The sequence below is a fragment of the Streptomyces sp. NPDC007157 genome, from assembly GCF_040634235.1.
GTDB lineage: Bacteria > Actinomycetota > Actinomycetes > Streptomycetales > Streptomycetaceae > Streptomyces.
In genome coordinates this window covers 66,322-92,715 of record NZ_JBEYFE010000016.1, presented here as the reverse complement: position 1 = coordinate 92,715, position 26,394 = coordinate 66,322, and the positions used below count along the sequence as shown (strand labels likewise).

Sequence of the window (26,394 nt, the reverse complement as noted above, 5' to 3'; positions counted from 1 at the left end):
CGCGACACTAGACCCCATGAGGTACGGTGCTGAGACCGCCCCCGCCGTCGGCATCGAAGCCACCCCGGGCGTCAACCCACTTGCGAGGCCGTTCAAACGTCCGGGTGACGTGATCTTGGCCTCTGTTGCTTTCGGCTGCCCACATGCTAGGCTCGCCGCAAGTTGCAGTTTGGTTTCCCTTGCAGTACAGAGCCTGCGGAGCATGTAACCGCAGGCTCTCGTCGTTTTCAGACGTATGCAGTTGTGCGGCACTTAGTTTGTTTTCACACTTGCAGGTTCTGGAGCAGGGCGACCCTTTTGAGCCCAAGGAGGGCTTATGGCTACCGGAACCGTTAAGTGGTTCAACGCCGAAAAGGGCTTTGGCTTCATTGCCCAGGAGGGCGGCGGCCCGGACGTCTTCGTTCACTACTCCGCGATCAACGCGAGCGGCTTCCGCTCGCTCGAGGAGAACCAGCAGGTGAGCTTCGACGTCACGCAGGGTCCGAAGGGCCCGCAGGCGGAGAACGTCACCCCCGTCTGATCTCACTGATCCAGACACCCAGAAGTCTGATCTCAGACTGAGTGCAGTACCCAAGGAGCCCCGCGCCTTCCGGCGACGGGGCTCCTGCCTTTTCCCGGCCGCCGCATCGCGGGGATATGCGCATTCCCGTGAGGGCCGTTGTCGGTGAGGGCCGTTGCCCAGTGAGGGCCGTTGTCAGTGGCGGCCGTTGTCAGTGGCGGCCGCTAGCGTCCGCGGGCATGACTGCCGACTTTCTCGCCGCCACCCGTACCTTCTACGACACGATCGCCGAGGACTACGCCGACCACTTCCGTACGGATCTCGCCGACCGGCCGCTGGAGCGGGCCCTGTTGGCCGCGTTCGCCGAGTGGGTCGGCGAGGGCGGGGAGGTGGCCGACCTGGGCTGCGGGCCGGGTCGGGTCACCGCCCGGCTGGCCGCGTTCGGCCTCTCGGTCTTCGGGCTCGACCTGTCGGAGTCGATGCTCGCCGTCGCCCGCCGGGAGAACCCCGGCCTCCGCTTCGTCCCGGGCTCGATGCTGGAGCTGGCGGTGGCCGACGGGGCGCTGGACGGGGTGTTGTGCTGGTACTCGTCCATCCACACGCCCGACGAGCTGTTGCCGCTGCTGTTCGGGGAGTTCCGCAGGGTGCTGCGGCCGGACGGCCGGCTGCTGCTCGCGTTCCAGGTGGGTGACGTGGCACGGCGGCTGGAGGACCCGTGGGGGCATCCGGTGGCGCTGGACTTCGAGCGGCGGCGGCCGCAGGCCATGGCACGGCTGCTGACGGAGGCCGGCTTCACGCTCCACTCCAGCACGGTGCGGGAGGCCGACACCGCCCTCGGTGAAACGAGCCCACAGGCCTTCCTGTTCGCACGAGCCGGTACAAAATGAGAAGACTTCTCATTCTGTTACGGTTGCCGCGTGGGGCTGAGGGAGAAGAAGGCGCAGCAGGTCAGGGCGGCGATCTACGACGCCATGATCGCGCTCGCCGAGCGGGACGGGTACGAGGCGGCCACGCTGGAGCAGGTCGCCGAGCGGGCCGAGGTGGCCGTCTCCACGGTCTACCGGTACTTCGCCAACAAGGACGCGATCCTGCTCGACCCGATCGAACGCACCGTCGGCGGGCTCGCCGGGCTCCTCCGGGCCCGGCCCGAGGGCGAGGCCGTCGCCGTCTCGCTGGGACGGGTCGTACGCGCCGCCCTCGACCTGGATCCTGACGAACTGGCCCGGATCCGCCGGCTGCGGGCGCAGCTCGACCGCGCGCCCGGGCCACGGGCCCGGCTGTGGGACCTGGTGTACCGGGAGCGGCTGCTGCTGGAGGACGCGATCGCCGAGCGCAGCGGCCGGGACCCGCTGTGGAACGCGGCCGCCGCCCACCTCACGCTCACGATCGTCGGCATGGCGCACGACCATGCGCGCGACACCCTCGACGGGACGACGCCCGCCGACTACGCGGACCGGATCATCGCGATGCTGCACGAGGGCACCGGGGCGCCGATCCCGCTGCCCGAACGGCGAGCGGAGTAGGGGACCGCGCATGGCCGACGAACCGATCGACGTGGTGATCGCCGACGACCAGGAGCTGGTGCGGGCCGGCTTCGAGATGATCCTCGACGCCCAGCCGGGCATCCGGGTCGTGGGCGTGGCCCGCGACGGCGCCGAGTGCGTGGAGCTGGCCCGGCGGCTGAAGCCGCACGTCGTACTGGTCGACGTGCGGATGCCCCGGCTGGACGGGCTGGAGGTCACCCGGACGCTGACCGCCGAACGCGACGGCGGCCAGGGGCCGAACGTCGTCGTCATCACCACCTTCGACCAGGACGACTACGTAAGGGACGCGCTGCGGTTCGGGGCCTGCGGGTTCCTGCTGAAGGACGCCTCGCCCGCGCTGCTGGTGGAGGCGGTACGGGCGGCCGCGCGCGGGGACGCGCTGGTCGCGCCGGCCGTCACCGTCCGGCTGCTGCGGGAGCTGCGCGCGGGTCCCGGCACGGGCGCGGGCCCCGACACGGCCGGGCTGAGTGCCCGGGAGACGGAGATCATGCGGCTGGTGGCGGTGGGCCGCACCAACCAGGAGATCGGCGAGGCGCTGTTCCTGTCGCTGTCGTCGGTGAAGACGTATCTGGCCCGGATCCAGTCCAAGACCGGCGCCCGTAACCGGGTGGAGGTCGCGGCCTGGGCCTGGGAGCACGGCGTGGTCACCTCGCGGCACCACTGAGCGGGCTCATCCCGTAAGGCGCGGCGGCGGGTCCGCCGGGGAGCGTGGCACGCTGGCGCGGACCTCCCACTGGGCGGGGTCGACGGCCCCGGCCCAGAACTCTCCGTCGAGCGCCTCGATGCGCTCCCGCAGCCCGATCAGCCCGAGCCCGCTCTGTCCGCCCGCCGGACTGCCGGTACGGCGGTGGGCCAGGCTGTTGGTGACCGTGACATGGAGCCAGTCCGGGTCGGCGTCCAGCCGTACGACGACCCGCTCGCCCGGGGCATGGCGGTGCACGTTGGTGAGGGCCTCCTGGACCACTCGGTACACGGAGGTCTCGACCTCGGGGCTGAACCTGCTGGTCCGGGCCGCCGCGCCGGCTTCGAACCGGGCGGCGGGGGCGTCGGGCCGGCGCCCGGAGAAGTCGGTGACGAGGTCGCCGAGGCCGGAGAGCAGGTCGGCGGGGCGCAGGGCCTGGTGGTTGTCCTCGCGCAGGACGCGGACCAGGCGCCGCATCGACTCCAGGGTCTCCGTCCCGGACCGGGCGATCGCCTCCAGGGCCGGATCGACCTTCTCGGGCGCGATCGCGTGCACGGTCCGGGCCGCGTTGGCCTGCACGATGATCCCCGTCATGTGATGGGCGATGAGGTCGTGCAGGTCACGGGCGAGGGCGAGCCGCTCGGCGTACCGCACGTCCTGGACGGCACGCTGTCTGCGGGCCTCCATGGCGCGCAGGAAGCAGCCGACGAGGACCGCCAGGGCGAGCGCGACCGTCAGCACGTACTGCCCGGCCACCAAAGTGGCCACCGTACGGCCACGCAGCGGCAGCATCAGCACGGCGGCGACCAGGACGGCGACGGTCCAGGCCGTGGTGCGGTCGGACTCCGTCCCGGCGAGCACCCGGACGATCAGGAACAGCAGCGCGAGGGTCTCCAGGAGGCCCCAGTTCGCCACTCTCCCCGACACGGACAGGCAGACGCAGGTCAGTACGACGGACATGGCGGCGACGCCCACCGCGCGGGCCGTGAGCGAGGGCGACCGGCGGGTGTCGGGCAACGCCAGCACGGCCAGCGGGCCGGTGACGAACACCGGCAGCCAGCGGACGGGCGCGCTCGACCCGGCCGGCTGGTACAGCGCGACGAGGTCGACCACCCAGGTCAGGGCGAGGGCCAGCAGGACGGCGCCGGTGAGGAGCCGTCGTACCAGCGGCGAGAACGGAAGCTTCCAGTCCACGCTTCCAGCGTAGGAAACCGGCCGGACCCGGTGGTGTCGGCCGGATGACCGACACGGCGGGACACACCCCGGACGAACGGCCGACACGGCGGCGGGGCGGGGCCGCGCAGCATGGAGTCCGGGCACGGGCGGTCCCCGGCGCCGGTGCCCTCCCGTCCGCCCGCCGACGACGACGGGCCGCCCAAAGCACCGCCCCGTGCCCGGCACCTGCCGGCACCGGCCGCCCGTCAGGGCGGTCGCCCGTCAGGGCCGTCACCTCGGGGCCGCCGCAGGTGCCCCCTCACGTCCGTTCCCCTCGGTTCCTCTCCGTTCCCCTCCCTTTCACGTCCTGACATTCGGAGTCTGTCTTCCTCATGGCTACATTCCTGCACCGGATAGGCCGGGGTGCCTTCACCCGCCGCTGGCTGGTCCTGCTGCTCTGGGCGGTCGTGCTGGGCGTCGCGGGTGCCGCGGCGGCCAACAGCACCGGCGGCGGCAACTCGAACATCACCCTGCCCGGTATCGAGGCACAGAAGGCGTACGACCTGCTCGGCAAGAAGTTCCCCGCCGCCAACGCCTCGGGCGCGAGCGCCCGGGTCGTGCTGCGGGCGCCCGGCGGGGAGAAGCTGACCGGCAGCGGCCCGAAGGCCGAGGTCCGCGCGCTGCTGAAGGACCTGCGGGACTCCTCCCCGCGCGTCGCCTCGGTCACCGACCCCTTCACCGCCAGGACCGTCAGCGCCGACCGCACCACCGGCTACGCCCAGGTCACCTACACGGCCAAGTCCACCGACCTCACGGACGCGGACCACCGGCACCTCGACGACGCCCTCGACGACGCCCGTGCCAAGGGGCTGACCGTCGAGGCGTCCGGCGACGCGCTGGCGGCCGCCGAGTCCAGCAGTTCCTCCGAGGCGATCGGCTTCGTGCTGGCCGCGGTGATCCTGGTCATGACCTTCGGCTCCCTGGCCGCGGCCGGCATGCCGCTGCTGACGGCCGTGATCGGCGTCGGTATCACGATCAGCTCCCTGACCGCGCTGACCAGCGCCCTCGACCTCAACAGCAGCACCTCGGCGCTTGCGACCATGCTCGGCATCGCGGTGGGCATCGACTACGCGCTGTTCATCGTCTCCCGCTACCGCTCCGAACGGGCCGCCGGACACGACGCCCGGGAGGCGGCCGCCCGTGCGAACGGCACGGCCGGCTCCGCCGTGGTCTTCGCCGGGCTGACCGTCGTCATCGCCCTGGTCGGCCTGGCCGTGGTGGATCTCCCGATCCTCACTGCCATGGGCCTGGCCGCCGCCGGTGCGGTCGTCGTCGCCGTCCTGGTCGCCGTCACCCTGGTCCCGGCGCTGCTCGCCCTCGCCCCCGAACGTGTCCTCGGCCGCGCCGCCCGCAAGCCGCGGACGGTCACGAAGACGCCGCTCGGCGAGCGCTGGGCGGTCTTCGTCCTGGGTCGCCCCTGGAAGGTGCTGCTCGTCGCGGTCGCCGGCCTGATCCTGGTCGCCCTGCCCGCCACCAAGCTCCAGCTGGGCCTGCCCGACGACGGTTCCAAGCCCCCCGCCACCACCGAGCGCAAGGCCTACGACATGCTCGCCGAGTCGTTCGGCCCCGGCTTCAACGGCCCGCTCACGGTCGTCGTCAGCGACTCCGACCCGGCGACGGCGAAGCAGGCCGTCGGTGAACTCACCGACGCCATGGGCGGGGTGAAGGACGTGACCGCGGTCGCCCCGGCCGTCTACAACCCGGCCGGCGACACGGCGATCATCACCGTCGTCCCGAAGAGCTCCCCCTCCAGCGAGGCGACCAAGAACCTCGTCCACGCCCTCCGCGACCAGACCGCGGACACCCGTGCCGCCACCGGTGCCGAAGCCCTGGTGACCGGCACGACCGCCCTGAACATCGACATCGCCGCGAAGTTCGCCAACGCGATCGTCCCCTACATGCTGCTCGTCGTCGGCCTGGCCTTCCTGGTCCTCATCCTCGTCTTCCGCTCCCTCCTGGTGCCGCTCAAGGCGGCCCTCGGCTTCCTGCTGTCCGTCCTCGCCGCCTTCGGCGCGATGGTCGCCGTCTTCCAATGGGGCTGGTTCAAGGACCTGTTCGGGCTGCAGACCACCGGCCCGATCATGAGCCTGGTCCCGATCCTCACGGTCGGCATCGTCTTCGGCCTCGCCATGGACTACCAGGTCTTCCTGGTCACCCGGATCCGCGAGGCCCACGTCCACGGGGCCGGTCCGCGCGAGGCGATCGTCGAGGGCTTCCGGCACAGTGCCAGGGTCGTCACCGCGGCCGCGCTGATCATGACGTTCGTCTTCGCCGGTTTCATCGGCGGCGACGACGCGATGATCAAGTCGCTGGGGCTGGGCCTGGCCGCGGCGGTCGTCTTCGACGCGTTCGTGGTCCGCATGACGATCGTCCCGGCGGTCCTCGCCCTCCTCGGCCGCCGCGCCTGGTCCCTGCCCGGCTGGATCGACCGCCGCCTGCCGCACGTCGACATCGAGGGCGAACGGCTGACCCGCGGCACCGTCGCGGACCGTGAACCCGCGGGCAGGGAAACCGGGTTCACCAGCGTCGGCTGAATCCGCTGCCGGCCGAGGACGGGACGCCGGTGGGCCGCGCCGCCGCTCAACCGCCCGAGAGCCGCTCGCGCAGCAGCTCCCGCATGGTCACCGGCGCACGGCCGATCAGCTTCGCCAGGGTCGGGTCGGCGGTCGCGAACTCGTCCTCGCGGGCCGCGGTGAAGATGCTCAGGAGCTGACCGGCCGTCTCGGCCGGGACGCCGCCGGCCACCAGGTGGGCGCGGAACACGTCGTCCGGTGCGGTGGTCCTGGTGATGGCGCGGCCGGTGAGTTCGGCCGCGACGGCGGCGAGGTCGGTGAACGTCAGCGCCTCGGGGGCGGTCAGCGGGGGCGTCGGGCCCTCGAAGCGGCCCTCGTCCGCGAGGATCACGGCGGCCGCCTCCGCCAGGTCGGCGTGGGCCGTCCAGCAGACCGGGCCGTCGGCGGGCAGGGCGACCTCCCCGGACTCCAGGCCCTGGGCGAGGAAATCAAGCCCGCTGGCCGCGTGGAAGCCGTTGCGGAGGGAGGTCCAGGCGACGCCCGAGGCGGCCAGGGCCTGCTCCGTGGCCGCGTGGTCACGGCAGGCCTGGAACCGGGAGGTGGGGCTCGCGCCCATCTGGGCGGTGTAGACGACACGGCGGGCGCCGGCCGCGACGGCCGCGTCGACCGCGGTGCGGTGCTGCCGTACGGTCTCCTCGCCCATGCGGTCGACGGAGACGATCAGGACCTGGGACGCGCCCTCGAAGGCGTGCGCCAGGCCGGCCGGTTCGGTGAAGCTGCCCTGCCGCACCCGCACCCCCCGGTCCGCGAGGGACCGCGCCTTGTGCGGGTCGCGGACGCTGACGCCGACCTCCACGGCCGGTACCCGGTCCAGCAGCCGCTCCACGATCTGGCTTCCGAGCTGTCCGGTGGCTCCGGTGACGATGATCACGAGGTTCTCCAGAGGAAGGCGGTAACGGTGGAAACATGTTGAGCGTAACATCGATACTAACGATGGAATCAAGTGCGCGATATCGTTGATTCCATGGCTTCCGGATCACGTGACACGCCCCCCGCCACCACCGGTTCCGCCCCGGACACCCGTCAGCGCGTCATCGACGCCGCCATCGGGCTGCTGGAGCGCGACGGACGGGACGCCGTCACCACCCGGGCGGTCGCCGTCGCGGCGGGGCTCCAGCCCCCGGCCCTCTACCGGCTGTTCGGTGACAAGGAGGGGCTGCTGGACGCGGTGGCCGAGCACGGCTTCGCCACGTTCCTCGCGAGCAAGCACGTCGACCCGGACCCCGAGGACCCGATCCAGGACCTGCGCGACGGCTGGGACCTGGCGGTCCAGTTCGGCCTGGAGAACCCCGCGCTCTACTCGCTGATGTACGGCGACGCCACGCGCAGCGACTCGGCCGCCTTCCGGGCCGGGCTCGGGATCCTGAGGGGCCGGGTGCGACGGCTCGCCGTCGGCGGCCGGCTGCGGGTCGGCGAGACCCTCGCGGCCAACGTCATCCACGCCACGGCCCGCGGCGCCGTCCTCACCTGGCTGTCCACGCCGGAGTCCGAGCGCGACCCGGCCCTGCTGACGACCCTCCGCGAGGCCATGGTCACGGCCGTCACCGACGAGAGGCCGGCCGTCCGCACCGCGGGTCCGGCCGGCGCCGCCCGCGCCCTGCGCGCCGGCCTCACCGACCAGACGCCCCTCAGCAGCGCGGAGCAGCACCTCCTGACGGAATGGCTGGACCGCCTGGCCGACGACGCCCGGCCCCCCGGCTAGGGCATGTCCTGCGCGCCCGGCTCCACCGCGCGTTCCCACGGGTCGCGGAGGGTCGCCCCGGGCGAGCTCGGGGTACGGCGGGCCGTCCGGTGTCCCCGTCCGGCGCGGGCAGGACGCGGCCGGCGCGAGCAGGCACAGCCCGGTTTCGGCCGAGCCTTTGGCCCGGCTACCTCTCCTTGGTGTAGAGGCTCTCGATCTCCGTCGCGAAGTCCTTCATGACCGCCTCCCGGCGGAGCTTCATCGAGGGGGTCAGATGCCCGTCCTCCTCGGTGAAGTCGACGGGGAGCATCACGAACCGGCGGATGGACTCGGGGCGGGAGACCAGCTTGTTGGCCTCGTCGACGGCCCGTTGCAGGATCGCCTGCAACTCCAGGTCGTCCAGGAGGAGTTCCGGTGGCACCGGGTGCTTGCCGTTCATCTGGCGCCAGTGGGTGAGGCCGTCCCGGTCGAGGGTGATCAGCGCGCTGACGTACGGCAGCCCGTCGCCGACCAGCATCACCTGGGAGATCAGCGGGTGGGAGCGGAGCCAGTTCTCCAGCGGGGCGGGGGCCACCGACTTGCCCCCGGCCGTGATCAGCAACTCCTTCTTGCGGCCGGTGATGGTGAGGTAGCCCTGGTCGTCGAGTTCGCCGATGTCGCCGGTGGCCAGCCAGCCGTCCCGGGTCGCCGGGACGACCCCGCCGGCCTGCGGGTCCCAGTAGCCGCGCAGCACGTGGTCGCCCGCGAGCAGGATCTCGCCGTCGGCGGCGATCCGGACCTTGGTGCCGGGCATCGGCCAGCCGACCGTGCCGAGCCGGGGTTTGAGCGGCGGGGTGACGGTGGAGGCCGCGGTGGTCTCGGTCAGGCCGTAGCCCTCGTAGATCTCGATGCCGGCGCCGGCGTAGAACGCGGCGAGCCGGCGGCCCAGCGGGGAACCGCCGCAGATGATGTGCCGGACCCGGCCGCCCATGGCGGTGCGGATACGGCGGTAGACCAGCGGGTCGTAGAAGGAGCGGGCGGTCTTCAGCGCGCGGCCGGGGCCGCTGCCGGTGCCGGTCTGTTTGGCCTCAAGGGCCTCGCCGTACCGCCGAGCGACCCCGGTGGCCCGGTCGAAGACCGCGACCCGGCCGCCCGCCTCCGCTTTCGCCCGGGCGGAGTTGAAGACCTTCTCCAGCATGTAGGGGATGGTCAGGAGACAGGTCGGTCTGAAGGCGGCCAGGTCCGGGAGCAGGTCCTCGGCCTTGAGGCTGGGGGCGTGGCCGAGCCGGACCCGGGCGCGGATGCAGGCGATCGCCACCATCCGCCCGAAGACATGGGACATGGGCAGGAAGAGGAGGATGGAGACCTCCTCGTCCTTGCGGGCCTTGAAGATCGGGTAGAGGAGTTCGATCGCGTTGTCGACCTCGGCGAAGAAGTTGCCGTGCGAGAGCGCGCAGCCCTTGGGCCGGCCGGTGGTGCCCGAGGTGTAGATGAGGGTGGCGATCGTGTCGGGGCCCAGCATGCCGCGCCGTACGCCCACTTCGGGGTCCTGGATGTGGCCGCCCGCCTCCGCGAGCCGGTCCACGTGCCCCTTCTCCATCACCCACAGGTGGCGCAGGTCGGGCAGCCGGTCCAGTTCGGGGCCGAGCGCGGCGGCCTGTGCGGAGGTCTCGGTGACCAGGGCCACGGCACCGGAGTCGTGCAGGATCCAGCGGGTCTGGAAGACCGACGAGGTCGGGTAGACCGGAACGGTCACCAGTCCGGCCGCCCAGGCGCCGAAGTCGAGGAGCGTCCACTCGTACGTCGTCCGGGCCATGACGGCGATCCGGTCGCCCGGCATCAGCCCTTCCGCTATCAGCCCTTTGGCCACCGCCAGCACCTGCGCGGCGAACTCGGCGGCCGTCACATGCTCCCAACGGCCCTCGCCCGCGGCCGGCTTGCGGCTGAGCACGATCGCGCCGGGATCCAACTCCGCGTTCTCGAACGGCAGGTCGGCGAGCGAGCCGTGCCGGACCGGCGGCGCGAACAGCGGAACGGAGGCCTCCCGCACCACCCCGTCCAGCCGCTGGACGAGGGGTTCGACCAGGATCGGCTTCCCGTCGTAGTCCGTGGCCTGGATCGCGACACCCGGGGAGACAGGGGCGGCGTTCTGGAAAGACGAAGTGGACACGGGGCGGCTCCTCGGGCGTGCAGCGGGTGAACTGCTTGCTGCATGTCGTACGCGCCTCGCGCACCGAGGCGTTCACCGGGGCCGGGCCTCAGCAAGGCGTTACCGGCGGTTAGGTCTGGAGATCGTACGGGGCCGCTGTGGCGGGGGTGTGGGGTTTCGGGGATGGTCCGGGGCCGGGCCTGTGCAATCCCGAAGGTTACGTGAGGGTCTCTCACATTAGGCCCCACTTCCGGACCTTTACGGCCGTGACATAGACTTACCTTCGGTAACCTTACTCCGAAGTAAGCACTTGGGGGCCGAAGCCTCGCCGGCGCTGAAAGGTGAACCCCGTGATCGTGCTCAGCAGCGCGCCCTCCCTCACGCCGCTCCTCGCGCGCGGTGCCCTGCTGTCGCCGTTCAAGAAGCCCGCCGCCGGTGCCGCGTTCCCTCGCACCCGACTGGTCCTTCCCGGACTTCGGCCCGATCTCGGCAGGCTCGCCGCCTATGAACGTGTCTGCGGGTTCGCCACCGGCGACGAGGGGATGCCGATCACCTATCCGCACGTGCTCGGGTTTCCGCTCGCCATGCGGCTGATGAGTGAGCGGGAGTTCCCGCTGCCCCTGCTGGGGCTTGTGCACACGTCCGTCGAGATCTCCCGGTACGCGGAGATGGCGGCCGGGGGGACGTACGAACTCTCCGTCCACGTCGCCGGGTTGGGCCCGCACCGGCGAGGGACCGAGGCCGTCGTCGTCACCGAGGTGCGGCACGGGGAGACCGTCGTATGGGAGTCGCGGAGCAGGTATCTGGCGCGGCACCCGACCTCGCGGACGGCCGAGACCTCCCGGGAGGAGCGGACGCCGCTGCCCGCCGTCGCCGAGTGGCGGATCGCCGCCGACGTCGGGCGGCGGTACGGGGCCGCCTCCGGGGACCGGAACCCCATTCATCTGCACCCGCTCACCGCGCGGCTCTTCGGGTTTCCGCGGGCCATCGCGCACGGCATGTGGACCGCGGCCCGGTGTCTCGCCGCCCACGGGGTGCCGGAACGCGCGCAGGTGGAGGCGGAGTTCAGGACGCCGGTACTGCTGCCGGGGACGGTCACCTACGCGGCGCGGGCGGGACGCTTCGAGCTGCGCGGCGCGACCGGACGGGTGCACGTGACGGGCGGTGTGCGGCCGTACGCCGGCTGACCCTCCTCCCCCGGGGCTGTGCAAAGAATGCGTTTCACCTCCCTGTGCGACGACTGTGGGCGGATCGCGGAACCGCAGCTGGAAGAGCCGTCACCGCGTTTCCCACAGGAAAACCTCACCCTGTCCAAGGCTCCTGGAAGGCTTTCCTCATATTTCGCAAAGAGAGCATTCCTAACCTCTGCTCACTCCCTTGATCCCTTGCACGAAGGGCACTGAGCATGCCTTCCAGACGCGTCGCCGTACTCGCGGACTCGGACACCCGCTGGAAATGGGGTGCGTCGGTGGCCCGGCAGATCGCCCCCGACCACGCGCTCGACGCGTACTTCCTGCGGAGCCGGTCCACCCCGACCGAACGGCAGCTCGCCGAGATCGGCATCGTGCCCGACACCCGGCGCGAGGTGCCCGCGGCCGGACTGGTCGACGACGAGGAGCTGGCCGACGCCGACCTCGTCGTGCTGGCGGTCGCCGGCGGCACCGTCCTGGCGCTCGCCCACAGCCTGGGGCTCGCCTGGGCGGGCCGGGAACAGCGGCCGGTCACGGTCAGCGGGTACGTCGGCGTGGTCTACGAGAAGATGGTCGACGGCCTCATGACCCGTGCCGGCACGGACATCGTGCTCGCCAACTCCGGCCATGACGCCCGGCACTTCCGGTCCGTCTTCGCGAGCGTCGGTGTCGATCCCGACTCGGTGGTCGAGTGCGCGCTGCCCTTCCTCGGCGGGGATCCCTACCGGCCGGCCCCCGACCGGCCGTTCACCGTCACCTTCGCGGTCCAGCCCTCCGTGCCCAAGGACCGCGGCGCGCGGCTCACGCTGCTGGAGCGCGCCGCGGCGCATGCGCGCCGGTATCCGGAACGGCTGGTGCTGATCAAGCTGCGCAGTCTGCCCGGCGAGCAGACCACCCATGTCGAGTCCGCCCCGTACCAGCTGCTCGTCGACTCCCTCGCCGAACCGGCCCCCGAGAACCTCTGGCTGGTCTACGGCAACATGGGCGAGGTGCTCGACCGCACCGACCTGCTGGTCACGGTGAGTTCGACGGCCGCCATGGAGTCGATGCACCGGCGGATCCCCACCGCGATCCTCACCGACTTCGGCGTCCGTGAGGCCCATGGCAACCACTACTTCGTGCACTCCGGCTGCCTGGCCTCCTGGGACGACATCGACGCGGGGGCGCTTCCGCGGCCCGCCCCGGAATGGGCGGCGGCGCACGGCATCGGCAAGAGCGACCCGTATGCGGCGGCCCGTGCCCGCGTCGCCGTGCTGCGGGCCGCCGGTCCACTGAAGCCGCTGCGCCCGTACTACACCCCGCAGACCGCCGGCACCTACCTCGGCTCGATCCTCCGGTACAACGGGTTCGACGAGCAGGGCCGCCCGCTGCCCGTGCCGCTGGGCGCCGGCGGTCAGGGACGCGTGCGACGGGTGGTGCGGAAGGTGGCCCGGCGGGGCGCCCGGCGGCTGTACCGCGTGGGCTATCAGCGGCTCGCGCCCGCCCTGCGCCGCTGGGGCGCCGTGTGAGTACCGGCGTCCGCCGCCCCGGCCGGGTCCGGTGGCGTCGGCGTCCAGGGGTGCCCGTCCATCAGGTTGCCCAGGCCCGCCCACGCGAAGTTCATCAGGGTCGTCGCCGCCTCTCCCGCGGTGACACCGGGAGTGACGTTCGCCCAGGCGGCGAGGGACTCGGCGGCGCCCACCAGGGCCTCGGCGAGCCCGGCCACCTCACGCTCGGGCAGATCGGGATCGCGGCGCGCCTCACGGGCGGCGGCCACGATGAGCTGGGTCACGAACTCCACGATGTCCGTGCGCATCGCCGCGACCTCGGAGGCGAACCGCTCACCGTGTGTACGCGCCTGCAGATGCAGCACCGACCAGCCGTCGGGGTGTTCGGCGGTGTGCGCGAAGAACGCCTGGAGTCCGTCCCAGAGTTGGCGGTCGGCGGGCAGGTCCCGGTGCACGCCGCCGCGGACCGCCTCGGTCAGCGCCTTCGCCTCACGGCGGATGCACGCCGTGAACAGGTCGTCCTTGGAGTTGAGGTACAGATACACCAACGGCTTGGAGACACCCGCGAGTTCGGCGATCTCGTCCATCGACGCGGCCATGTAGCCGCGCTGCCCGAAGGTTCGCACGGCGGCGTCCAGCATCTGCTGCTCCCGGACCGCCCGCGGCATGCGCTTGGTCTTCACGGCACCCATGGGCAAAGCCTACGGGGGGCCGGCGGCGAGGGAGTCGCTCAGGAAGAGGTCTGGGCCTGTCCCTGGGGCTGCGCCGGCGCCGCCTCGTCGACGGCCTCGTCCTCCTGGCTGCGGTTGGCCTCGATGTTGGCCTTCATCCGGTCGACCCGCTGCGAGACCTGGACGGACGCTCGGTCCCGCTCCTTGCGCAGCACGACGAAGCTGATCGGTGCCGACAGGACCAGGGAGAGCAGCAGGACCCACAGGAGGTTGGAGTCGCCGAAGCCACGCGGGAACGCGCCGGCGTAGACCAGGCCCCAGACGACAACGAGGCAGCCCGCGAAGATACCGAGGCGCATCAGCGTGTAGCGGAGCATCTCAATCCAGTCTTCCGATGACGAAAAGGGGCACCGTCCAGTGAAGCACGGGCCGGGGCCGATCTTGCAGCGGGGTCAGACGAGCGGCAGCAGCATGGTGATGTCGTCGCGGTCGTCGCCGGGGGCGACGCGGATCGCGGCGGGAACACGGCCCACCTCCTGGTAGCCGCAGGCGCCGTAGAACTTCTCCAGGCCGTGGCCGCCGCGGCAGCCGAGGCGTATCGCGGCTATGCCGTCGAAGCCGCGGGCCGCGTCGGCGGCGGCCGCGAGGAGGTCCCGGCCGTAGCCCTGCCCCTGGTGCTTGGGGTGCACCATCACCGTGTACAGCCACACCCAGTGCTTCATGAGGCGGTGGGTGTTGAAGGAGAAGAAGGCGGTGGCGGCGACGGTACCGGCCTCGTCGTGGCCGACGAGGAGCCTGTTGCGCCCCTCGGCCATGGCGACGAAGTGCTTGACCAGCTCCGGGCGGATCTCCTCGGGGGTCACCGGGGCGACGAACCCGACGGCTCCACCGGCGTTGGACACGTCCGTCCACAGGTCGAGGATGCCGTCGCGGAGGGCGGGGATGACAGCCGGGTCCAGGGTAAAGGTAAGGGACACGTCTGGATGCTATCCATTACATGGAGGCGGGTGCGACGACTATTCACCATGCGGACCGGGGCGCGTCGTCGACTGCGGGTGCGTGGGGGCTGATCGCGCAGTTCCCCGCGCCCCTGAAAGAAGGCCGGCTGCAGTGCGCCCCTTCAGGGGCGCGGGGAACTGCGCGACAAGCCACGACGCACCCGCGCCCGAGAACGCACCCCGCGGCCCGCTCAGACCCGCATCGGCTGCGGGGACTCCCGGCGCGCCGGGTCCGGCCCGTCGTACTCGCGGATGATCTCGTACCGCGTGTTCCGCTCCACCGGGCGGAAGCCCGCGTCGCGGATGAGGTCCAGCAGGTCCTCGCGGGTCAGCTTGTTCGGCGTGCCGTAGTTGTCCGCGTCATGGGTGATCTTGTACTCGACGACCGACCCGTCCATGTCGTCGGCGCCGTGCTGGAGCGCCAGCTGCGCCGTCTGGACGCCGTGCATGACCCAGAAGACCTTGACGTGCGGCACGTTGTCGAAGAGAAGACGCGAGACCGCGAAGGTCTTGAGGGCCTCCGCGCCGGTCGCCATCTGGGTGCGCGCCTGGAGCCGGTTGCGGACCTTGCCGTCCTTCATGTCCACGAAGTCGTGCTGGTAGCGGAGCGGGATGAAGACCTGGAAGCCGTTCGTCTCGTCCTGCAGCTCGCGCAGCCGCAGCACGTGGTCCACCCGGTGGCGCGGCTCCTCGATGTGCCCGTAGAGCATGGTGCAGGGCGTCTTGAGCCCCTTCTCGTGCGCCAGCCGGTGGATCCGGGACCAGTCCTCCCAGTGGGTGCGGTGGTCCACGATGTGCTGGCGGACCTCCCAGTCGAAGATCTCCGCGCCGCCGCCGGTGAGCGACTCCAGGCCCGCGTCGATCAGCTCGTCGAGGATCTCCGAGGCCGACAGCCCGCTGATCGTCTCGAAGTGGTGGATCTCGGTGGCCGTGAAGGCCTTGAGAGAGACGTCCGGGAGGGCCGCCTTCAGCTCCCGCAGCGACCGCGGGTAGTACCGCCACGGCAGGTTCGGGTGCAGGCCGTTGACGATGTGCAGCTCGGTGAGGTTCTCGCCCTCCATCGCCTTGGCGAGCTTCACCGCCTCCTCGATGCGCATCGTGTACGCGTCCTTCTCGCCCGGCTTGCGCTGGAACGAGCAGTACGCGCAGGACGCGGTGCACACGTTGGTCATGTTGAGGTGACGGTTGACGTTGAAGTGGACGACGTCACCGTTCTTCCGCGTCCGCACCTCGTGGGCGAGGCCGCCCAGCCAGGCCAGGTCGTCCGACTCGTACAGCGCGATGCCGTCCTCGCGGGTCAGCCGCTCACCGGCCCTGACCTTCTCCTCCAGCTCACGCTTGAGCCCGACATCCATGCCCACACCTTTCGTCACGACCACGACCACCCCACCGTACGGCTAGACCTCTTCGGGCAGTTCCCCGACCCGGTTCTCCCACTTCGTGGACAGCACGATGGTGGTACGGGTCCGGGAGACGCCCTTGGTCCCGGACAGCCGCCGGATGGTCTTCTCCAGACCGTCGACGTCCGTCGAGCGCACCTTGAGCATGAAGGAGTCGTCGCCGGCGATGAACCAGCAGTCCTCGATCTCGGGCAGGTCCCGCAGCCGCTGCGCCACGTCCTCGTGGTCGGCGGCGTCGGAGAGGGAGATGCCGATCAGGGCGATGACACCGAGGCCGAGCGAGGCCGCGTTCACGGTGGCGCGGTAGCCGGTGATGACCCCGGCCGCCTCCAGCCGGTTGATGCGGTCGGTGACGCTGGGTCCCGACAGTCCGACGAGGCGCCCCAGCTCCGCGTACGAGGCCCGGCCGTTCTCCCTCAGGGCCTGGATGAGCTGCCTGTCCACGGCGTCCATGCGATCGAAGCCTTCCGCTGAAAGTTCCCGAAGTAGATGAGAGGTACTGCAGAGGTGGTGCCTGGTGGTGCCGGGTGGTTCCGGGTCCTGCTACCTGCTGCCGCCCCCGAGGTCGCCCTCCCAGCGGCGGTACAGCCGGTGCCCCACACCGGCCGCGTCCAGCACCCGCCCGGCGACGAAGTCCACCAGGTCCTGGATGTGCGTCGCGCCCGCGTAGAACGCCGGAGAGGTGGGAACGACGACCGCCCCCAGGTCGTCCAGGGTGACTAGGTGACGCAGCGTCTGGCCGTTCAGCGGGGTCTCGCGGACGGCGACGACGAGCGGCCGGCGCTCCTTCAGGTTGACACTGGCCGCCCGCTGGAGCAGGTCCTTGGAGAGCCCGAGCGCGACCCCGGCGACGGCGGCGGTGGACGCCGGCACGATCAGCATGCCCTTGGTCCGGTACGACCCCGAGGACGGCCCGGCGGCCAGGTCCCCGGCGTTCCAGTACCGCACCCGCGCCAGGTCCGCCTGGAAGGTCCCCGGCTTGCCGTCGGCCCCCCGGGCCAGCCACTCCCCCAGGTCGTCCTGCCAGTGCGCGTCCCGGAAGGAGATCCCGGTCTCGTCCAGCAGGGTGAGCCGCGACGCCCGGCTGACCACCAGGTCCACGCTCTCGCCCGCGTCCAGCAGCGCACGCAGCACAGCGGCCGCGTAGGGCGTACCGGACGCCCCGGACACCCCCACGATCCAAGGCACGCGCTGTGTTTCTCCTGCGTTCACACCTTGAGCGTACCGGCGCGCCCGACCGAGTTCAGGACGGGGCCGCGGTGGCCGACCGTACTCAGACCGTCAGGCCCCGGACCAGCAGGTCCAGCAGGGCGCACACGAAGAGGGCAATGCCGATGAACCCGTTGACGCTGAAGAAGGCACGGTTGAGGCGGGAGAGGTCGTGCGGGCGGACGATGGAGTGCTCGTAGGCGAAGGCGCCGGCGACGATCACCAGGCCCAGCCAGAAGAACCCGCCCGCGTCCGTCGCCACGGCGTACCAGACGAACAGGGCCGTCGTGACCAGGTGACAGGCGCGGGCGCCCCAGATCGCGGCCGGGATGCCGAAGCGGGCCGGGACCGACCTGACGCCGATCTCGCGGTCGGTCGTCACGTCCTGGCAGGCGTAGATCAGGTCGAAGCCGCCGATCCAGACGCCGACCGCGAGGCCGAGGATCACCGCGTCCCAGGACCACTCGCCGGTGATCGCCAGCCAGCCGCCGATCGGGCCCATGGCCTGGGCGAGACCCAGGATGGCCTGCGGGAAGTTCGTGAACCGCTTGCCGTAGGGGTAGACCACCATCGGGATCACCGCGACGGGGGCGAGGGCCAGGCAGAGCGGGTTGAGGAGGGCCGCGGCGCCGAGGAAGACCACCACCGCGATCAGCGCGCCGGTCCAGGCGTGCTTCACGCTCATCGCGCCGGTGACCAGCTCACGGTGGGCCGTGCGCGGGTTCCGGGCGTCGATCTCGCGGTCGATGATCCGGTTCACGGCCATCGCGAAGGTCCGCAGGCCGACCATGCAGATCGTGACCAGGAGCAGCCGCGCCCAGTGGATGTTCTTGTCCCACTCGAACATCGCGGTCAGCGCGGCGATGTACGCGAAGGGCAGGGCGAAGACCGAGTGCTCGATCATCACCAGACGGAGGAAGGCTTTCGTGCGTCCCGGCTGCGGGAGCGCTGCGGAAGCGGAGCTCACAGTCCGTACTCCTTCCAGCGGCGGTCGACCGTCGCCGCCGTATCCGGGTCCGACAGGACCATGTCCGGCCAGCCCCCGTCCCTGGTGTAACCCTCCTCGGGCCACTTCTTCGTCGCGTCGATGCCCGCCTTGCCGCCCCAGAACTGCTGGTAGGAGGCGTGGTCGAGATGGTCGACGGGGCCTTCCACGACCGTGAGGTCACGGGCGTAGTCGGTGTTGCCGAGGGCTCGCCAGGCGACCTCGTGCAGGTCGTGGACGTCACAGTCGGAGTCGACGACCACGATCAGCTTGGTGAGGGACATCATGTGCGCCCCCCAGATCGCGTGCATGACCTTCTGCGCGTGCTTCGGGTACTTCTTGTCGATCGAGACGATCGCACAGTTGTGGAAACCGCCGGTCTCGGGGAGGTGGTAGTCCACGATGTCCGGGACGATGATCTTCAGGAGGGGCAGGAAGAACCGCTCGGTGGCGCGGCCGAGGGGGCCGTCCTCCGTCGGGGGGCGGCCGACGACGATCGACTGGAGGAGCGGGCGCTTCCGCATCGTCACGCAGTCGATGGTCAGCGCCGGGAACGGCTCCTGCGGGGTGTAGAAGCCGGTGTGGTCGCCGAACGGGCCCTCGGGGAGCATCTGCCCCGGCTCCAGCCAGCCCTCCAGGACGACCTCGGCGTTGGCCGGGACCTGGAGCGGGACCGTCTTGCAGTCGACCATCTCGATCCGCCGGCCCGCGATGAACCCGGCGAACAGGTACTCGTCGATGTCACCGGGGAGCGGGGCGGTGGAGGCGTAGGTGACGGCGGGCGGGCAGCCGAAGGCGATCGCGACGGGCAGCCGCTCGCCCCTGCGGGCCGCCACCTGGTAGTGGTTGCGGCTGTCCTTGTGGATCTGCCAGTGCATGCCGATGGTGTTCCGGTCGTGCCGCTGGAGCCGGTACAGGCCCAGGTTGCGGATGCCGGACTCCGGGTCCCTGGTGTGGGTCAGGCCCAGGTTGAAGAAGGAGCCGCCGTCCTGCGGCCAGGTGAACAGGGCCGGCAGCTGGTCCAGGTCGACGTCGTCGCCGTGCAGGACGACCTCCTGGACCGGCGCTTCCTTGACCTTCTTCGGCGGTACGTGGGCCATCGCGCCGAGCTTCCCGAACGCCTCACGCACACCGACGAAGCCGTGCGGGAGTTCGGGGCGCAGCAGCCCGCCGATCTTCTCGGAGATCTCGCCGTACGACTTCAGGCCGAGGGCCTTGAGCAGGCGCCGGTCGGTGCCGAAGACGTTCATGGCGAGGGGCATGCTGGAGCCGCGCACGTTCTCGAAGAGCAGCGCCGGTCCGCCCGCCTTCTGCACCCGGTCGACGATCTCCCCGACCTCCAGATACGGGTCGACCTCGGCCTTGACACGCTTGAGGTCTCCCTCGCGCTCCAGTGCCCGGAGCAGGGAGCGAAGATCGTCGTAAGCCATGCGTCCCAGTATCGGCCACCCGGGGCCCGGGCCCGGTCACCGCCCCCTGCGATACCCCCTGCGATACTCGTCGGCCATGATCGTCCGCCGCCGGATACGCCGGTTACCGCTGCTCGCACTGCTGCTCGTGCTCGCCGCCTGCGCGCCGCGTCAGGACACCGGCGGCTCGCCGGTCTCCGTGCTGACCCGTGTGCCGGCCGCCGACCGCGCGGCGGCCCCCGACCTGTCGGGCAGCGGCCTGGACGGCAGGGCGGTACGGCTCGCCGACTACCGGGGCAAGGTCGTCGTGCTGAACGTGTGGGCGTCCTGGTGCGGGCCCTGCCGGGCGGAGGCCCCCGAACTGTCCAAAGCTCAGCAGGAGTTGGCGGCCAAGGGGGTCCAGGTGTTCGGGGTGGACACGGACGCCCGGCGGGACAAGGGGCGGTCGTTCGAGCGCGCGCACGGGCTGGTCTACCCGAGTCTGCACGACCCCGGCAGCCGCAAGCTGCTCCGGCTGCCCCGGGGCTACGCGCCGCAGGCGCTGCCGTACACCCTCTTCATCGACCGCGACGGGAAGATCGCCGCAAAGTACCTGAGCCCCCTCACGGCGGCGGACGTGCGCACGATCGTCCGGCCGCTGCTGGCCGAGAAGACGTGACTAGTCACCGTTGCTGTCAAGGCACTTGGCGCTCGCCCTGACGGGCGCCACCAGGTGGCTGAGGTCCAGCAGCACCGCGTCCGGGCGGGTCACCGAGTCCGCGATCGAGACCTCCACGGCCGGGCTGCGGCCGTAGGTGACCAGGTACTTGCGGTCCCCGGTACGGCCCCCCGCCCGCTCCCGCCACACCCAGTCCACACCGTCCACGCTGACGCACGCGTCCGTCGTCGGGCCGGGCGGGGTGAGGCCGCAGCGCAGCTCCACCGCGCCGTGGCCCCAGACCGCGAGGCCCTCGAAGGTGACCGGGTCGCGGCCGACGCCGTCGAGCCGGTCGGGGTAGCGGTCGGCGAGCCGCGCGCACGCCGGGCCCTTCGCCAGCGGCGCCTGCGCCAGGCCGAACACCGGGGAGTCCAGCTCGTACGCCACCAGTCCGGCACCGGCCACCAGCCCGGCCGCGGCCACCCCGGCCGCCACCCGTCCCCTGCGAGACCACCCACGCACCGTCACGGATCCCCCTCCGAATCGAGGGGACCCATCATGCCCACGGCCCCGGCGCCGGACGTCGGCCACCCGCTACTCTGGCCGCCATGCTCAGGTATCTGCCTATTCTGCTGGTCCTCGCGCTGTGGATCTACGCCTTCGTGGACTGCCTGAACACCCCCGAGGACGAGGTCCGTGCCCTGCCGAAACTGGTGTGGGTGCTGGTCATCCTGCTCTTCGGCGAGGTGCTGGTCGGCCCGGTGGCCTGGCTGATCGCGGGCAGGTCACGGCAGCCCCGGGAGCGGTGGGTCGCCCCGGACGACAACCCGGAGTTCCTGAAGTCCCTGAAGCCGGAGGATCCGCGCACCGACTGACCGGACGCGTGGAAGCCGCTACACCGACGCGACGAAAACGTCCCATGCGGCGCGACCGAGGAACAGGACCGGGCCGTCGGGGGCCTTGCTGTCACGGACGGGGACGACGGAGGTGAACTCGGGGGCGAGTTCGAGGCAGTTGCCGGCGTCGTCGCCGCTGTAGCTGCTCTTGATCCAGGTCGCCGCGCTCAGCTGCTGCTGGTTCATGGTCGCCGTACCCCTCCATCAAGTCACTGATCAAAGCGGCCGATTCCCGAGCCGACAGGATGTCCGCCCTGAGCACATCATAGATTCGGCTCATCTCGGCGTAGGCGTCTGGATCGTTGTTGAAGTAGCCGCGGCTCAGCGACTCCGAATAGATCCAGCGTTCGCCGTCGGGCAACACGAGAAGCGACATCGGCTGGTTGGGGCGGTGGAAATCGAAGTGCCCGATCGGAGCGACCTGGATGCGGATGTTGGGGAGTTGCCCCACCTTCAGCAGGTGTGCGCACTGATCCCGCATCACGACGGGACTCCCCACCCCGTGGCGCAGACAGGTCTCATCCAGCACGGCGATGTACGCGGGTCCGCCTTCGGCGAGGTAGCGCGGCTGTCGACTCAGTCGGGCCCTGACCCGGTTTTCGAGCAGTTCACCACCAGCTCGCCGCGAGAGCAGCGCCCGCACGTAATCCGGTGTCTGCAACAAACCCGGCACGACCATGGACTGGTACTCGTACAGCGCAACAGCCTTCTCCTCCATCTCCACCCGGCGCGCGAACCAATCCGGATGCTCCACCTGCGGATACCAGTCCACCCGCCCCCACAACCGCCCCAACACCCCACCCGTGCCGAGCACTTCGTCGCACTTCTTCGCGAAGGAGTCCGACGGCACCCGGGTCCCGGCCTCCACCCGCGCCACCAGTGACCGGTCGCAGGGGATCTGCCTGGCCAGCGCGTCCTGGGTGAGGAGCGCCTCCTCGCGGTAGTGCCGTAACAGCTCCCCGAAGAACTCCGCGTTGGTGGTCACCGTGTCCGGCCCCCTCTGTGACAGGTGCCGGTGGCACGCGCCCGGCATTGCTACCGACCGTTCCCGTCCGCCACGCTCGATACACACAGAGTCACGAAGTGGCGTCGGAGCGCACATGACTGAGCACATCGAAAGCGGGATCGAAACGGGAACGGTCGTCTACGACTCCCGTACGGACAGGGTCGGCGAGTACCGCGGCGACGCGGGTCCCTACGCCCTGGTACGACCGCTCGGCGGCGGCCGGGAGTGGGAGGCGCGGCCGGAGTCGATCCGGCCGGCGACCGCGGAGGAGCGGCTCAGCGCGGAGGTGCGGGCCGCCAATCGGCGGTCCACCGCACTCACTTACCCGGTCATGGACTCCCCGGCGCCGGAGCCGGTCCCCGGCTGCGCCGCCTGCGCGGAGTTCGCCGGGAAGCGGGAGCAGGCGGCGGCCCGGTCCGACGCCAGCGCGGCGACCGACGCCGACGTGCTACTGCGCAGGCATCTGCGCCGGGACCACTGGGGGACGCGACCCCGTCGTTTCTTCCGCTTCGTGCCGTACCTGATCACGCAGGACGACACCGCCGAGCCGGAGTACGAGGCGTACTGCGTCTCCGGGGAGGAGAGGGACTGCGGGGCGGCGTCGGGGCCTTGCGGGTCCCCGGAGGCGGTGGAGGAGTGGCAGCGCCGGCACACCCGGGACACCCGGCACCTGCGCTACCGCCGCAGCTTCACGGACTACGCGGTGCTGGAGCCGGAGGGCGCGCGGCCCTGACCGGGGTCAGCAGGGCGAATCGTCGGGCAGGTGTTCCTTCGCCCACTCGCCGAGTTCCTTCAGCGAGGGCTCCAGCGCGGCGCCCGCCGCGGTCAGGCGGTAGGAGACCCGCAGCGGCGGACCCTCGTCGACCTCGCGCACGACGAGTCCCGCGGCGCCGAGTTCGGTGAGCCGGTCGGAGAGCATGCGTTCGCTGATGCCGGGGATGGCGCGGCGCAGGTTGGCGAAGTGCGTCGCCTGGTCCATCAGGACGGACAGGATCGGGCCGTTCCAGCGCTTTCCCAGCACCTGGAAGACGCGCGTGATGCCGACGTCCACGCCTTTGCACTGCTCCGGGTCGTGCACCTGGTCCACCGCCATGGAATCAGAGTACAGGTCCATCACGGGACGGGGCTGAAAAAAAGTAAGCACCTGTGTTATCTATAGCTGAGTACGAATTCTCAGCCCATCGCGTCTCGCGCCGGGCTCGCTACCCCTGTGTCTGGAGACACCCATGGCCACCCTTCTCCACATCGACTCGTCGCTCATGCCGGGCGAGGCGTCCGCCTCCCGTGCCGTCACGGAGGCCTTCCGCGCGGCATGGCAGGAGCAGCACCCCGACGGCACGGTGATCTACCGCGACCTGGCGGCGAACCCGGTGCCGCACATCACCGCGGCCTCCCACAGCGCCGGCTTCGTCGACCCCGCCGCGCACTCCCCCGAGCAGGCGGCGGCCTTCGCCGACCGTGTGCAGCTGATCGAGGAGCTGGAGCGGGCGGACGCGATCCTCATAGGCGCGCCGATGTACAACTTCACGATCCCGTCGACGCTCAAGGCGTGGCTGGACAACGTGGTCCTGTTCAACCGCACGATGGGCGAGAACCCCTCCGCCAAGGGCACCCCGGTCACCGTCGTGGCCAGCCGCGGCGGTTCGTACGCGCCGGGCACCCCGCGGGAGCCGTTCGAGTACGTGCAGAACTACCTGAGGGCGGTCCTGGCCGACGGTCTCGGCCTCGAAGTCGACTTCATCGTGCCGGAACTGACGATGGCTCCGCAGAACCCGGCCATGGCCGAGCTCGTGCCGCTCTACGAGGCCTCCCGCGACCGCGCCCTCCAGGAGGCGGCCGACAAGGCGAAGGACCTGGCCGGACGTCTCGCCGCGTAGCGCCCCCGGCGGAGCGGGTTGCGCCGATCGGCCCAGCTCCGGATGCGGGCCCGGTGGCGGCCGGTTGTGATGGACGCGTTCGCACCCCGCTACCAGGAGGCCTTCATGCGCATCCGAGCCATCGCCGCCACCGGCGCCCTCGCCACCGCCCTCGTCCTCGGCGGCACCACCGCCGCCTTCGCCGACAACGGTGCCGACGCCACCGGCTCCGCGGCCAACAGCCCGGGCGTGCTGTCGGGCAACGTCGTCGAGGTGCCGGTCAGCATCCCGGTCAACCTGTGCGGCGACAGCATCAGCGTGATCGGCCTGCTCAACCCGGCGGCCGCCAACGCCTGCACCAACGGCTGACCGGAGCGCTGCCCGCGGAAGCTTCCGGAGGACCGACCCGCCTCCGGAAGCTTCCGCATGCGTGCAGGTTGTACGCCGGTGAGCCGTCCGAGACGGACAATGCGCCCCTGGGCCGGACCGGGCGCGAACCCGACACTTACCTCGTATGACGACTGCTCCCGCCGGTTCCACCACCAGTATCGCGCCCGAGTACGGCGACCGGGTCATCGCCGTGGAGGCGGCGGGCTCGGAACCGATCCCCGACGCCGAACGCCACGGCGGCCCGCTCCAGCTCCTGTGGACCTGGGCCTCCCCCAACATCGAGTTCGCGACCGTCTACATCGGCGTGATCGCGGTCCTCTTCTTCGGCCTGGACTTCTGGACGGCCACCGCCGCGATCCTGCTGGGCACCGCGATCGGCGCGGTCACCCAGGGCGTGCTGTCCCTGGACGGGCCACGGTTCGGCGTCCCGCAGATGGTGGTCGGCCGCTTCTCCTTCGGCTACCTCGGCAACATCCTCCCCTCCGCCGCCAACGGCCTGCTCGCGGGCGTCGGCTGGTTCGCGGTGAACAGCGTGAGCGCGGCCTTCGCCCTGAACACGCTGACCGGACTACGACCGCTTCCCTCCCTGCTCCTCGTCGTGGTCGCGGAGATCCTGATCGGGTTCATCGGCCACAACTTCGTGCACACCTTCGAGAAGTACGCGTTCCCGGCCCTCGCGGTGATCTTCCTGCTGGCCGGGGTGTGGACCTTCAAGGACGCGGACCTCGGCGGGGGCGGCTCGGGCGGCGGTGTCGGCGGCTTCCTGCTCGCGTTCAGCGCGGCCTGGGGGTACGCGGCCGGCTGGAACCCGTACGCCACGGACTACTCGCGCTACCTGCCGCGCACGGCGAACAAGGTCAGGACGGTCGTCTACCCGGCGCTGGGCCTGTTCGTGTCGGTCTCGATCGTCGCCGTCGTCGGTGCCGCCTCGGCCACGATCATCGCCCCGAAGGACGCCACCCCGACGGCGGCCTTCACCGGTCACCTGCCCGGCTGGCTCGGCGACCTCGTCCTGCTCGCCATCATGCTCGGCGGAGTCTCGGCGAACGCCCTCAACGTGTACTCCGGGGCGATCTCCATCGCCTCCTTCGGCCTGAAGCTCCCCACCTGGCTGAGCCGCAGCGCGCTCGTCGTGGTGTCGGGCATCGCCGGTACGGCGGCGGCCTGGGCCTCGCTGGACGACGCGGGGGCGGCGTACGAGGCGTTCCTGCTGGTCATCGCGTACTGGGTGGCGCCCTGGCTGGGGGTCGTCCTGGTCGAGCGGTGGCTCCAGGGCCGTACCGCGACCGACGAGCAGCTCGCCGCCCGGCTGACCGACCGCTCCTTCGCCAACTGGCCGGGGCTGGCGTCCCTGTTGATCGGCGTCGCGGTCTCCGTCCCGCTCTTCTCCAACCAGGAGGACTACGTGGGCTGGGTCCCCGAGCACCACCCCGCCTTCGGCGACATCACGCCGGTGGTCGGCTTCGCGGTGAGCGCCCTGCTGTACGCGGCGCTGCGGAGCCGGGTCCGGCGGACGCCGTGACCCGGCCCGGGTGACCGGGAGCGCTACTCGCTCTCCGACTTGAGGTACTTCTCGTACTGCTCGGCGCTCATCAGGCCGTCGAGAGCCTTCTTGTCGGAGACCTCGATCCTGATCACCCACGCGTCGTGCGGCTCGGTGTTGAGCAGCTCGGGTTCGTCGCCCAGGGCCTCGTTCATCGCGGTCACCTTGCCGCCCACCGGCATGTAGAGCGCGGACACCGCCTTGACGGACTCCACGGTGCCGAACTCGTCCTGCGCATCGACCGTCCGGCCCACCACCGGCACCTCCACGAACACGATGTCACCGAGCTGCTTCTGAGCCCACTCGGTGATCCCGATCTCGGCGGTGCCGCCGTTCATGCGGATCCATTCGTGTTCCCGGGTGTACTTGAGATCTGACGGGTACATGCGGCGGCT

The 26,394-nt window shown here is 71.0% G+C and carries 29 protein-coding genes and 1 pseudogene; 14 read left to right on the top strand and 16 right to left on the bottom strand.

What is annotated here, in order from left to right:
- The first annotated feature begins 316 nt into the window (after positions 1-316).
- The 4 genes from ABZ642_RS27275 to ABZ642_RS27260 all read left to right on the top strand — a co-directional run bounded on the left by ABZ642_RS27275 (position 317) and on the right by ABZ642_RS27260 (position 2,707).
- On the top strand, positions 317-520 hold the full coding sequence (locus ABZ642_RS27275) for a cold-shock protein (protein ID WP_003992177.1): 204 nt from the start codon (positions 317-319) through the stop codon (positions 518-520).
- A gap of 218 nt (positions 521-738) precedes the next feature.
- Positions 739-1,386: a methyltransferase domain-containing protein gene (locus tag ABZ642_RS27270; RefSeq protein WP_360489077.1), complete on the top strand. Its 648-nt coding sequence runs from the start codon at positions 739-741 to the stop codon at positions 1,384-1,386.
- Positions 1,387-1,416: 30 nt separating this feature from the next.
- On the top strand, positions 1,417-2,022 hold the full coding sequence (locus ABZ642_RS27265) for a helix-turn-helix domain-containing protein (protein WP_360489076.1): 606 nt from the start codon (positions 1,417-1,419) through the stop codon (positions 2,020-2,022).
- 10 nt (positions 2,023-2,032) lie between these two features.
- The gene (locus ABZ642_RS27260; RefSeq protein WP_360489075.1) at positions 2,033-2,707 is read left to right on the top strand and encodes a response regulator transcription factor; all 675 of its coding nucleotides are present in this window, start codon (positions 2,033-2,035) and stop codon (positions 2,705-2,707) included.
- Between the two features lie 6 nt (positions 2,708-2,713).
- Here ABZ642_RS27260 and ABZ642_RS27255 read toward each other — a convergent pair whose 3' ends face one another.
- Positions 2,714-3,919 (bottom strand): histidine kinase, encoded by a 1,206-nt coding sequence (locus ABZ642_RS27255; protein ID WP_360489074.1) that lies wholly within the window; start codon positions 3,917-3,919, stop codon positions 2,714-2,716.
- 353 nt (positions 3,920-4,272) lie between these two features.
- Here ABZ642_RS27255 and ABZ642_RS27250 point away from each other — a divergent pair, with 353 nt between their 5' ends.
- A complete protein-coding gene (locus tag ABZ642_RS27250) occupies positions 4,273-6,474 on the top strand; it encodes an MMPL family transporter (RefSeq protein ID WP_360489073.1) in 2,202 nt (733 codons plus the stop codon).
- 46 nt (positions 6,475-6,520) lie between these two features.
- Here ABZ642_RS27250 and ABZ642_RS27245 read toward each other — a convergent pair whose 3' ends face one another.
- Positions 6,521-7,384 (bottom strand): NAD(P)H-binding protein, encoded by an 864-nt coding sequence (locus ABZ642_RS27245; RefSeq protein ID WP_360489072.1) that lies wholly within the window; start codon positions 7,382-7,384, stop codon positions 6,521-6,523.
- A gap of 93 nt (positions 7,385-7,477) precedes the next feature.
- On the opposite strand from ABZ642_RS27245, the gene ABZ642_RS27240 reads away from it, so the two are divergent.
- A complete protein-coding gene (locus ABZ642_RS27240; RefSeq protein WP_360489071.1) occupies positions 7,478-8,215 on the top strand; it encodes a TetR/AcrR family transcriptional regulator in 738 nt (245 codons plus the stop codon).
- A 166-nt stretch (positions 8,216-8,381) separates the two neighbouring features.
- Here the strand turns inward: ABZ642_RS27240 and ABZ642_RS27235 are convergent, their stop codons facing one another.
- Positions 8,382-10,292, bottom strand: coding sequence for an AMP-binding protein (locus ABZ642_RS27235; RefSeq protein ID WP_360489197.1), 1,911 nt, complete (start codon positions 10,290-10,292; stop codon positions 8,382-8,384).
- Positions 10,293-10,672: 380 nt separating this feature from the next.
- Between ABZ642_RS27235 and ABZ642_RS27230 the strand changes: the two genes are divergently transcribed.
- Entirely contained in the window at positions 10,673-11,509 is an 837-nt protein-coding gene (locus ABZ642_RS27230) for a MaoC/PaaZ C-terminal domain-containing protein (protein ID WP_360489070.1), read from the top strand.
- A gap of 218 nt (positions 11,510-11,727) precedes the next feature.
- Complete coding sequence (locus ABZ642_RS27225; RefSeq protein WP_360489069.1) at positions 11,728-13,020, top strand: DUF6716 putative glycosyltransferase; 1,293 nt, start codon at positions 11,728-11,730, stop codon at positions 13,018-13,020.
- On the opposite strand, the gene ABZ642_RS27220 is transcribed toward ABZ642_RS27225, so the two are convergent.
- From ABZ642_RS27220 to ABZ642_RS27185, 8 genes are all read right to left on the bottom strand, one after another.
- A complete protein-coding gene (locus tag ABZ642_RS27220) occupies positions 12,978-13,691 on the bottom strand; it encodes a TetR/AcrR family transcriptional regulator (RefSeq protein ID WP_360489068.1) in 714 nt (237 codons plus the stop codon). The genes ABZ642_RS27225 and ABZ642_RS27220 overlap by 43 nt on opposite strands.
- Before the next feature lie 38 nt (positions 13,692-13,729).
- Positions 13,730-14,047: a DUF4229 domain-containing protein gene (locus ABZ642_RS27215; RefSeq protein WP_360489067.1), complete on the bottom strand. Its 318-nt coding sequence runs from the start codon at positions 14,045-14,047 to the stop codon at positions 13,730-13,732.
- 75 nt (positions 14,048-14,122) lie between these two features.
- On the bottom strand, positions 14,123-14,647 hold the full coding sequence (locus ABZ642_RS27210) for a GNAT family N-acetyltransferase (protein WP_360489066.1): 525 nt from the start codon (positions 14,645-14,647) through the stop codon (positions 14,123-14,125).
- A 212-nt stretch (positions 14,648-14,859) separates the two neighbouring features.
- Positions 14,860-16,023 (bottom strand): aminofutalosine synthase MqnE, encoded by a 1,164-nt coding sequence (gene mqnE, locus ABZ642_RS27205; RefSeq protein WP_093499805.1) that lies wholly within the window; start codon positions 16,021-16,023, stop codon positions 14,860-14,862.
- Positions 16,024-16,065: 42 nt separating this feature from the next.
- A complete protein-coding gene (locus tag ABZ642_RS27200; RefSeq protein ID WP_073901832.1) occupies positions 16,066-16,521 on the bottom strand; it encodes an Lrp/AsnC family transcriptional regulator in 456 nt (151 codons plus the stop codon).
- 90 nt (positions 16,522-16,611) lie between these two features.
- Complete coding sequence (locus ABZ642_RS27195; protein WP_360489065.1) at positions 16,612-17,256, bottom strand: UbiX family flavin prenyltransferase; 645 nt, start codon at positions 17,254-17,256, stop codon at positions 16,612-16,614.
- Positions 17,257-17,341: 85 nt separating this feature from the next.
- A complete protein-coding gene (gene mqnP, locus ABZ642_RS27190) occupies positions 17,342-18,244 on the bottom strand; it encodes a menaquinone biosynthesis prenyltransferase MqnP (protein ID WP_360489064.1) in 903 nt (300 codons plus the stop codon).
- Entirely contained in the window at positions 18,241-19,692 is a 1,452-nt protein-coding gene (locus ABZ642_RS27185) for a menaquinone biosynthesis decarboxylase (RefSeq protein ID WP_360489063.1), read from the bottom strand. The genes mqnP and ABZ642_RS27185 overlap by 4 nt, the downstream gene beginning before the upstream one ends.
- A 76-nt stretch (positions 19,693-19,768) precedes the next feature.
- On the opposite strand from ABZ642_RS27185, the gene ABZ642_RS27180 reads away from it, so the two are divergent.
- Positions 19,769-20,329, top strand: a complete 561-nt coding sequence (locus ABZ642_RS27180; protein WP_360489062.1) for a TlpA disulfide reductase family protein — start codon at positions 19,769-19,771, stop codon at positions 20,327-20,329.
- Here ABZ642_RS27180 and ABZ642_RS27175 read toward each other — a convergent pair whose 3' ends face one another.
- Positions 20,330-20,836, bottom strand: coding sequence for a DUF3515 family protein (locus ABZ642_RS27175; RefSeq protein WP_360489061.1), 507 nt, complete (start codon positions 20,834-20,836; stop codon positions 20,330-20,332).
- 80 nt (positions 20,837-20,916) lie between these two features.
- Between ABZ642_RS27175 and ABZ642_RS27170 the strand changes: the two genes are divergently transcribed.
- The gene (locus ABZ642_RS27170; RefSeq protein ID WP_360489060.1) at positions 20,917-21,183 is read left to right on the top strand and encodes a PLD nuclease N-terminal domain-containing protein; all 267 of its coding nucleotides are present in this window, start codon (positions 20,917-20,919) and stop codon (positions 21,181-21,183) included.
- 18 nt (positions 21,184-21,201) lie between these two features.
- On the opposite strand, the pseudogene ABZ642_RS27165 reads toward ABZ642_RS27170, so the two are convergent.
- Positions 21,202-21,306, bottom strand: a pseudogene (locus ABZ642_RS27165) (DUF397 domain-containing protein); the annotation flags it as partial.
- Entirely contained in the window at positions 21,275-22,189 is a 915-nt protein-coding gene (locus ABZ642_RS27160; protein ID WP_360489059.1) for a helix-turn-helix transcriptional regulator, read from the bottom strand. The gene ABZ642_RS27160 and the pseudogene ABZ642_RS27165, both read right to left, overlap by 32 nt.
- 115 nt (positions 22,190-22,304) lie before the next feature.
- Between ABZ642_RS27160 and ABZ642_RS27155 the strand changes: the two genes are divergently transcribed.
- Positions 22,305-22,943: a hypothetical protein gene (locus tag ABZ642_RS27155; protein ID WP_360489058.1), complete on the top strand. Its 639-nt coding sequence runs from the start codon at positions 22,305-22,307 to the stop codon at positions 22,941-22,943.
- Between the two features lie 6 nt (positions 22,944-22,949).
- Here the strand turns inward: ABZ642_RS27155 and ABZ642_RS27150 are convergent, their stop codons facing one another.
- Positions 22,950-23,303 carry a helix-turn-helix domain-containing protein gene (locus ABZ642_RS27150; RefSeq protein WP_360489057.1) on the bottom strand — a complete coding sequence of 118 codons (354 nt, stop codon included), beginning with the start codon at positions 23,301-23,303 and terminating at the stop codon, positions 22,950-22,952.
- A 133-nt stretch (positions 23,304-23,436) separates the two neighbouring features.
- Here ABZ642_RS27150 and ABZ642_RS27145 point away from each other — a divergent pair, with 133 nt between their 5' ends.
- The 3 genes from ABZ642_RS27145 to ABZ642_RS27135 all read left to right on the top strand — a co-directional run bounded on the left by ABZ642_RS27145 (position 23,437) and on the right by ABZ642_RS27135 (position 25,978).
- A complete protein-coding gene (locus tag ABZ642_RS27145; protein ID WP_360489056.1) occupies positions 23,437-24,087 on the top strand; it encodes an NAD(P)H-dependent oxidoreductase in 651 nt (216 codons plus the stop codon).
- A 105-nt stretch (positions 24,088-24,192) separates the two neighbouring features.
- Positions 24,193-24,435 carry a chaplin gene (locus ABZ642_RS27140; protein WP_360489055.1) on the top strand — a complete coding sequence of 81 codons (243 nt, stop codon included), beginning with the start codon at positions 24,193-24,195 and terminating at the stop codon, positions 24,433-24,435.
- Between the two features lie 145 nt (positions 24,436-24,580).
- Positions 24,581-25,978, top strand: coding sequence for a cytosine permease (locus tag ABZ642_RS27135; RefSeq protein WP_360489054.1), 1,398 nt, complete (start codon positions 24,581-24,583; stop codon positions 25,976-25,978).
- A 23-nt stretch (positions 25,979-26,001) separates the two neighbouring features.
- Here the strand turns inward: ABZ642_RS27135 and gcvH are convergent, their stop codons facing one another.
- Entirely contained in the window at positions 26,002-26,385 is a 384-nt protein-coding gene (gene gcvH / locus ABZ642_RS27130) for a glycine cleavage system protein GcvH (protein ID WP_360489053.1), read from the bottom strand.
- Positions 26,386-26,394: the final 9 nt, after the last annotated feature.

Coding starts and splice junctions, on each gene's coding strand:
- mqnE (WP_093499805.1), bottom strand. CDS start 16,023: ATGGATGTCGGGCTCAAGCGTGAGCTGGAGGAGAAGGTCAGGGCCGGT.
- ABZ642_RS27170 (WP_360489060.1), top strand. CDS start 20,917: ATGCTCAGGTATCTGCCTATTCTGCTGGTCCTCGCGCTGTGGATCTAC.
- ABZ642_RS27155 (WP_360489058.1), top strand. CDS start 22,305: ATGACTGAGCACATCGAAAGCGGGATCGAAACGGGAACGGTCGTCTAC.
- ABZ642_RS27200 (WP_073901832.1), bottom strand. CDS start 16,521: ATGGACGCCGTGGACAGGCAGCTCATCCAGGCCCTGAGGGAGAACGGC.
- ABZ642_RS27225 (WP_360489069.1), top strand. CDS start 11,728: ATGCCTTCCAGACGCGTCGCCGTACTCGCGGACTCGGACACCCGCTGG.
- ABZ642_RS27180 (WP_360489062.1), top strand. CDS start 19,769: ATGATCGTCCGCCGCCGGATACGCCGGTTACCGCTGCTCGCACTGCTG.
- ABZ642_RS27275 (WP_003992177.1), top strand. CDS start 317: ATGGCTACCGGAACCGTTAAGTGGTTCAACGCCGAAAAGGGCTTTGGC.
- ABZ642_RS27260 (WP_360489075.1), top strand. CDS start 2,033: ATGGCCGACGAACCGATCGACGTGGTGATCGCCGACGACCAGGAGCTG.
- ABZ642_RS27145 (WP_360489056.1), top strand. CDS start 23,437: ATGGCCACCCTTCTCCACATCGACTCGTCGCTCATGCCGGGCGAGGCG.
- ABZ642_RS27140 (WP_360489055.1), top strand. CDS start 24,193: ATGCGCATCCGAGCCATCGCCGCCACCGGCGCCCTCGCCACCGCCCTC.
- ABZ642_RS27215 (WP_360489067.1), bottom strand. CDS start 14,047: ATGCTCCGCTACACGCTGATGCGCCTCGGTATCTTCGCGGGCTGCCTC.
- gcvH (WP_360489053.1), bottom strand. CDS start 26,385: ATGTACCCGTCAGATCTCAAGTACACCCGGGAACACGAATGGATCCGC.
- ABZ642_RS27150 (WP_360489057.1), bottom strand. CDS start 23,303: ATGGCGGTGGACCAGGTGCACGACCCGGAGCAGTGCAAAGGCGTGGAC.
- ABZ642_RS27220 (WP_360489068.1), bottom strand. CDS start 13,691: ATGGGTGCCGTGAAGACCAAGCGCATGCCGCGGGCGGTCCGGGAGCAG.
- ABZ642_RS27250 (WP_360489073.1), top strand. CDS start 4,273: ATGGCTACATTCCTGCACCGGATAGGCCGGGGTGCCTTCACCCGCCGC.
- ABZ642_RS27135 (WP_360489054.1), top strand. CDS start 24,581: ATGACGACTGCTCCCGCCGGTTCCACCACCAGTATCGCGCCCGAGTAC.
- ABZ642_RS27185 (WP_360489063.1), bottom strand. CDS start 19,692: ATGGCTTACGACGATCTTCGCTCCCTGCTCCGGGCACTGGAGCGCGAG.
- ABZ642_RS27240 (WP_360489071.1), top strand. CDS start 7,478: ATGGCTTCCGGATCACGTGACACGCCCCCCGCCACCACCGGTTCCGCC.
- ABZ642_RS27270 (WP_360489077.1), top strand. CDS start 739: ATGACTGCCGACTTTCTCGCCGCCACCCGTACCTTCTACGACACGATC.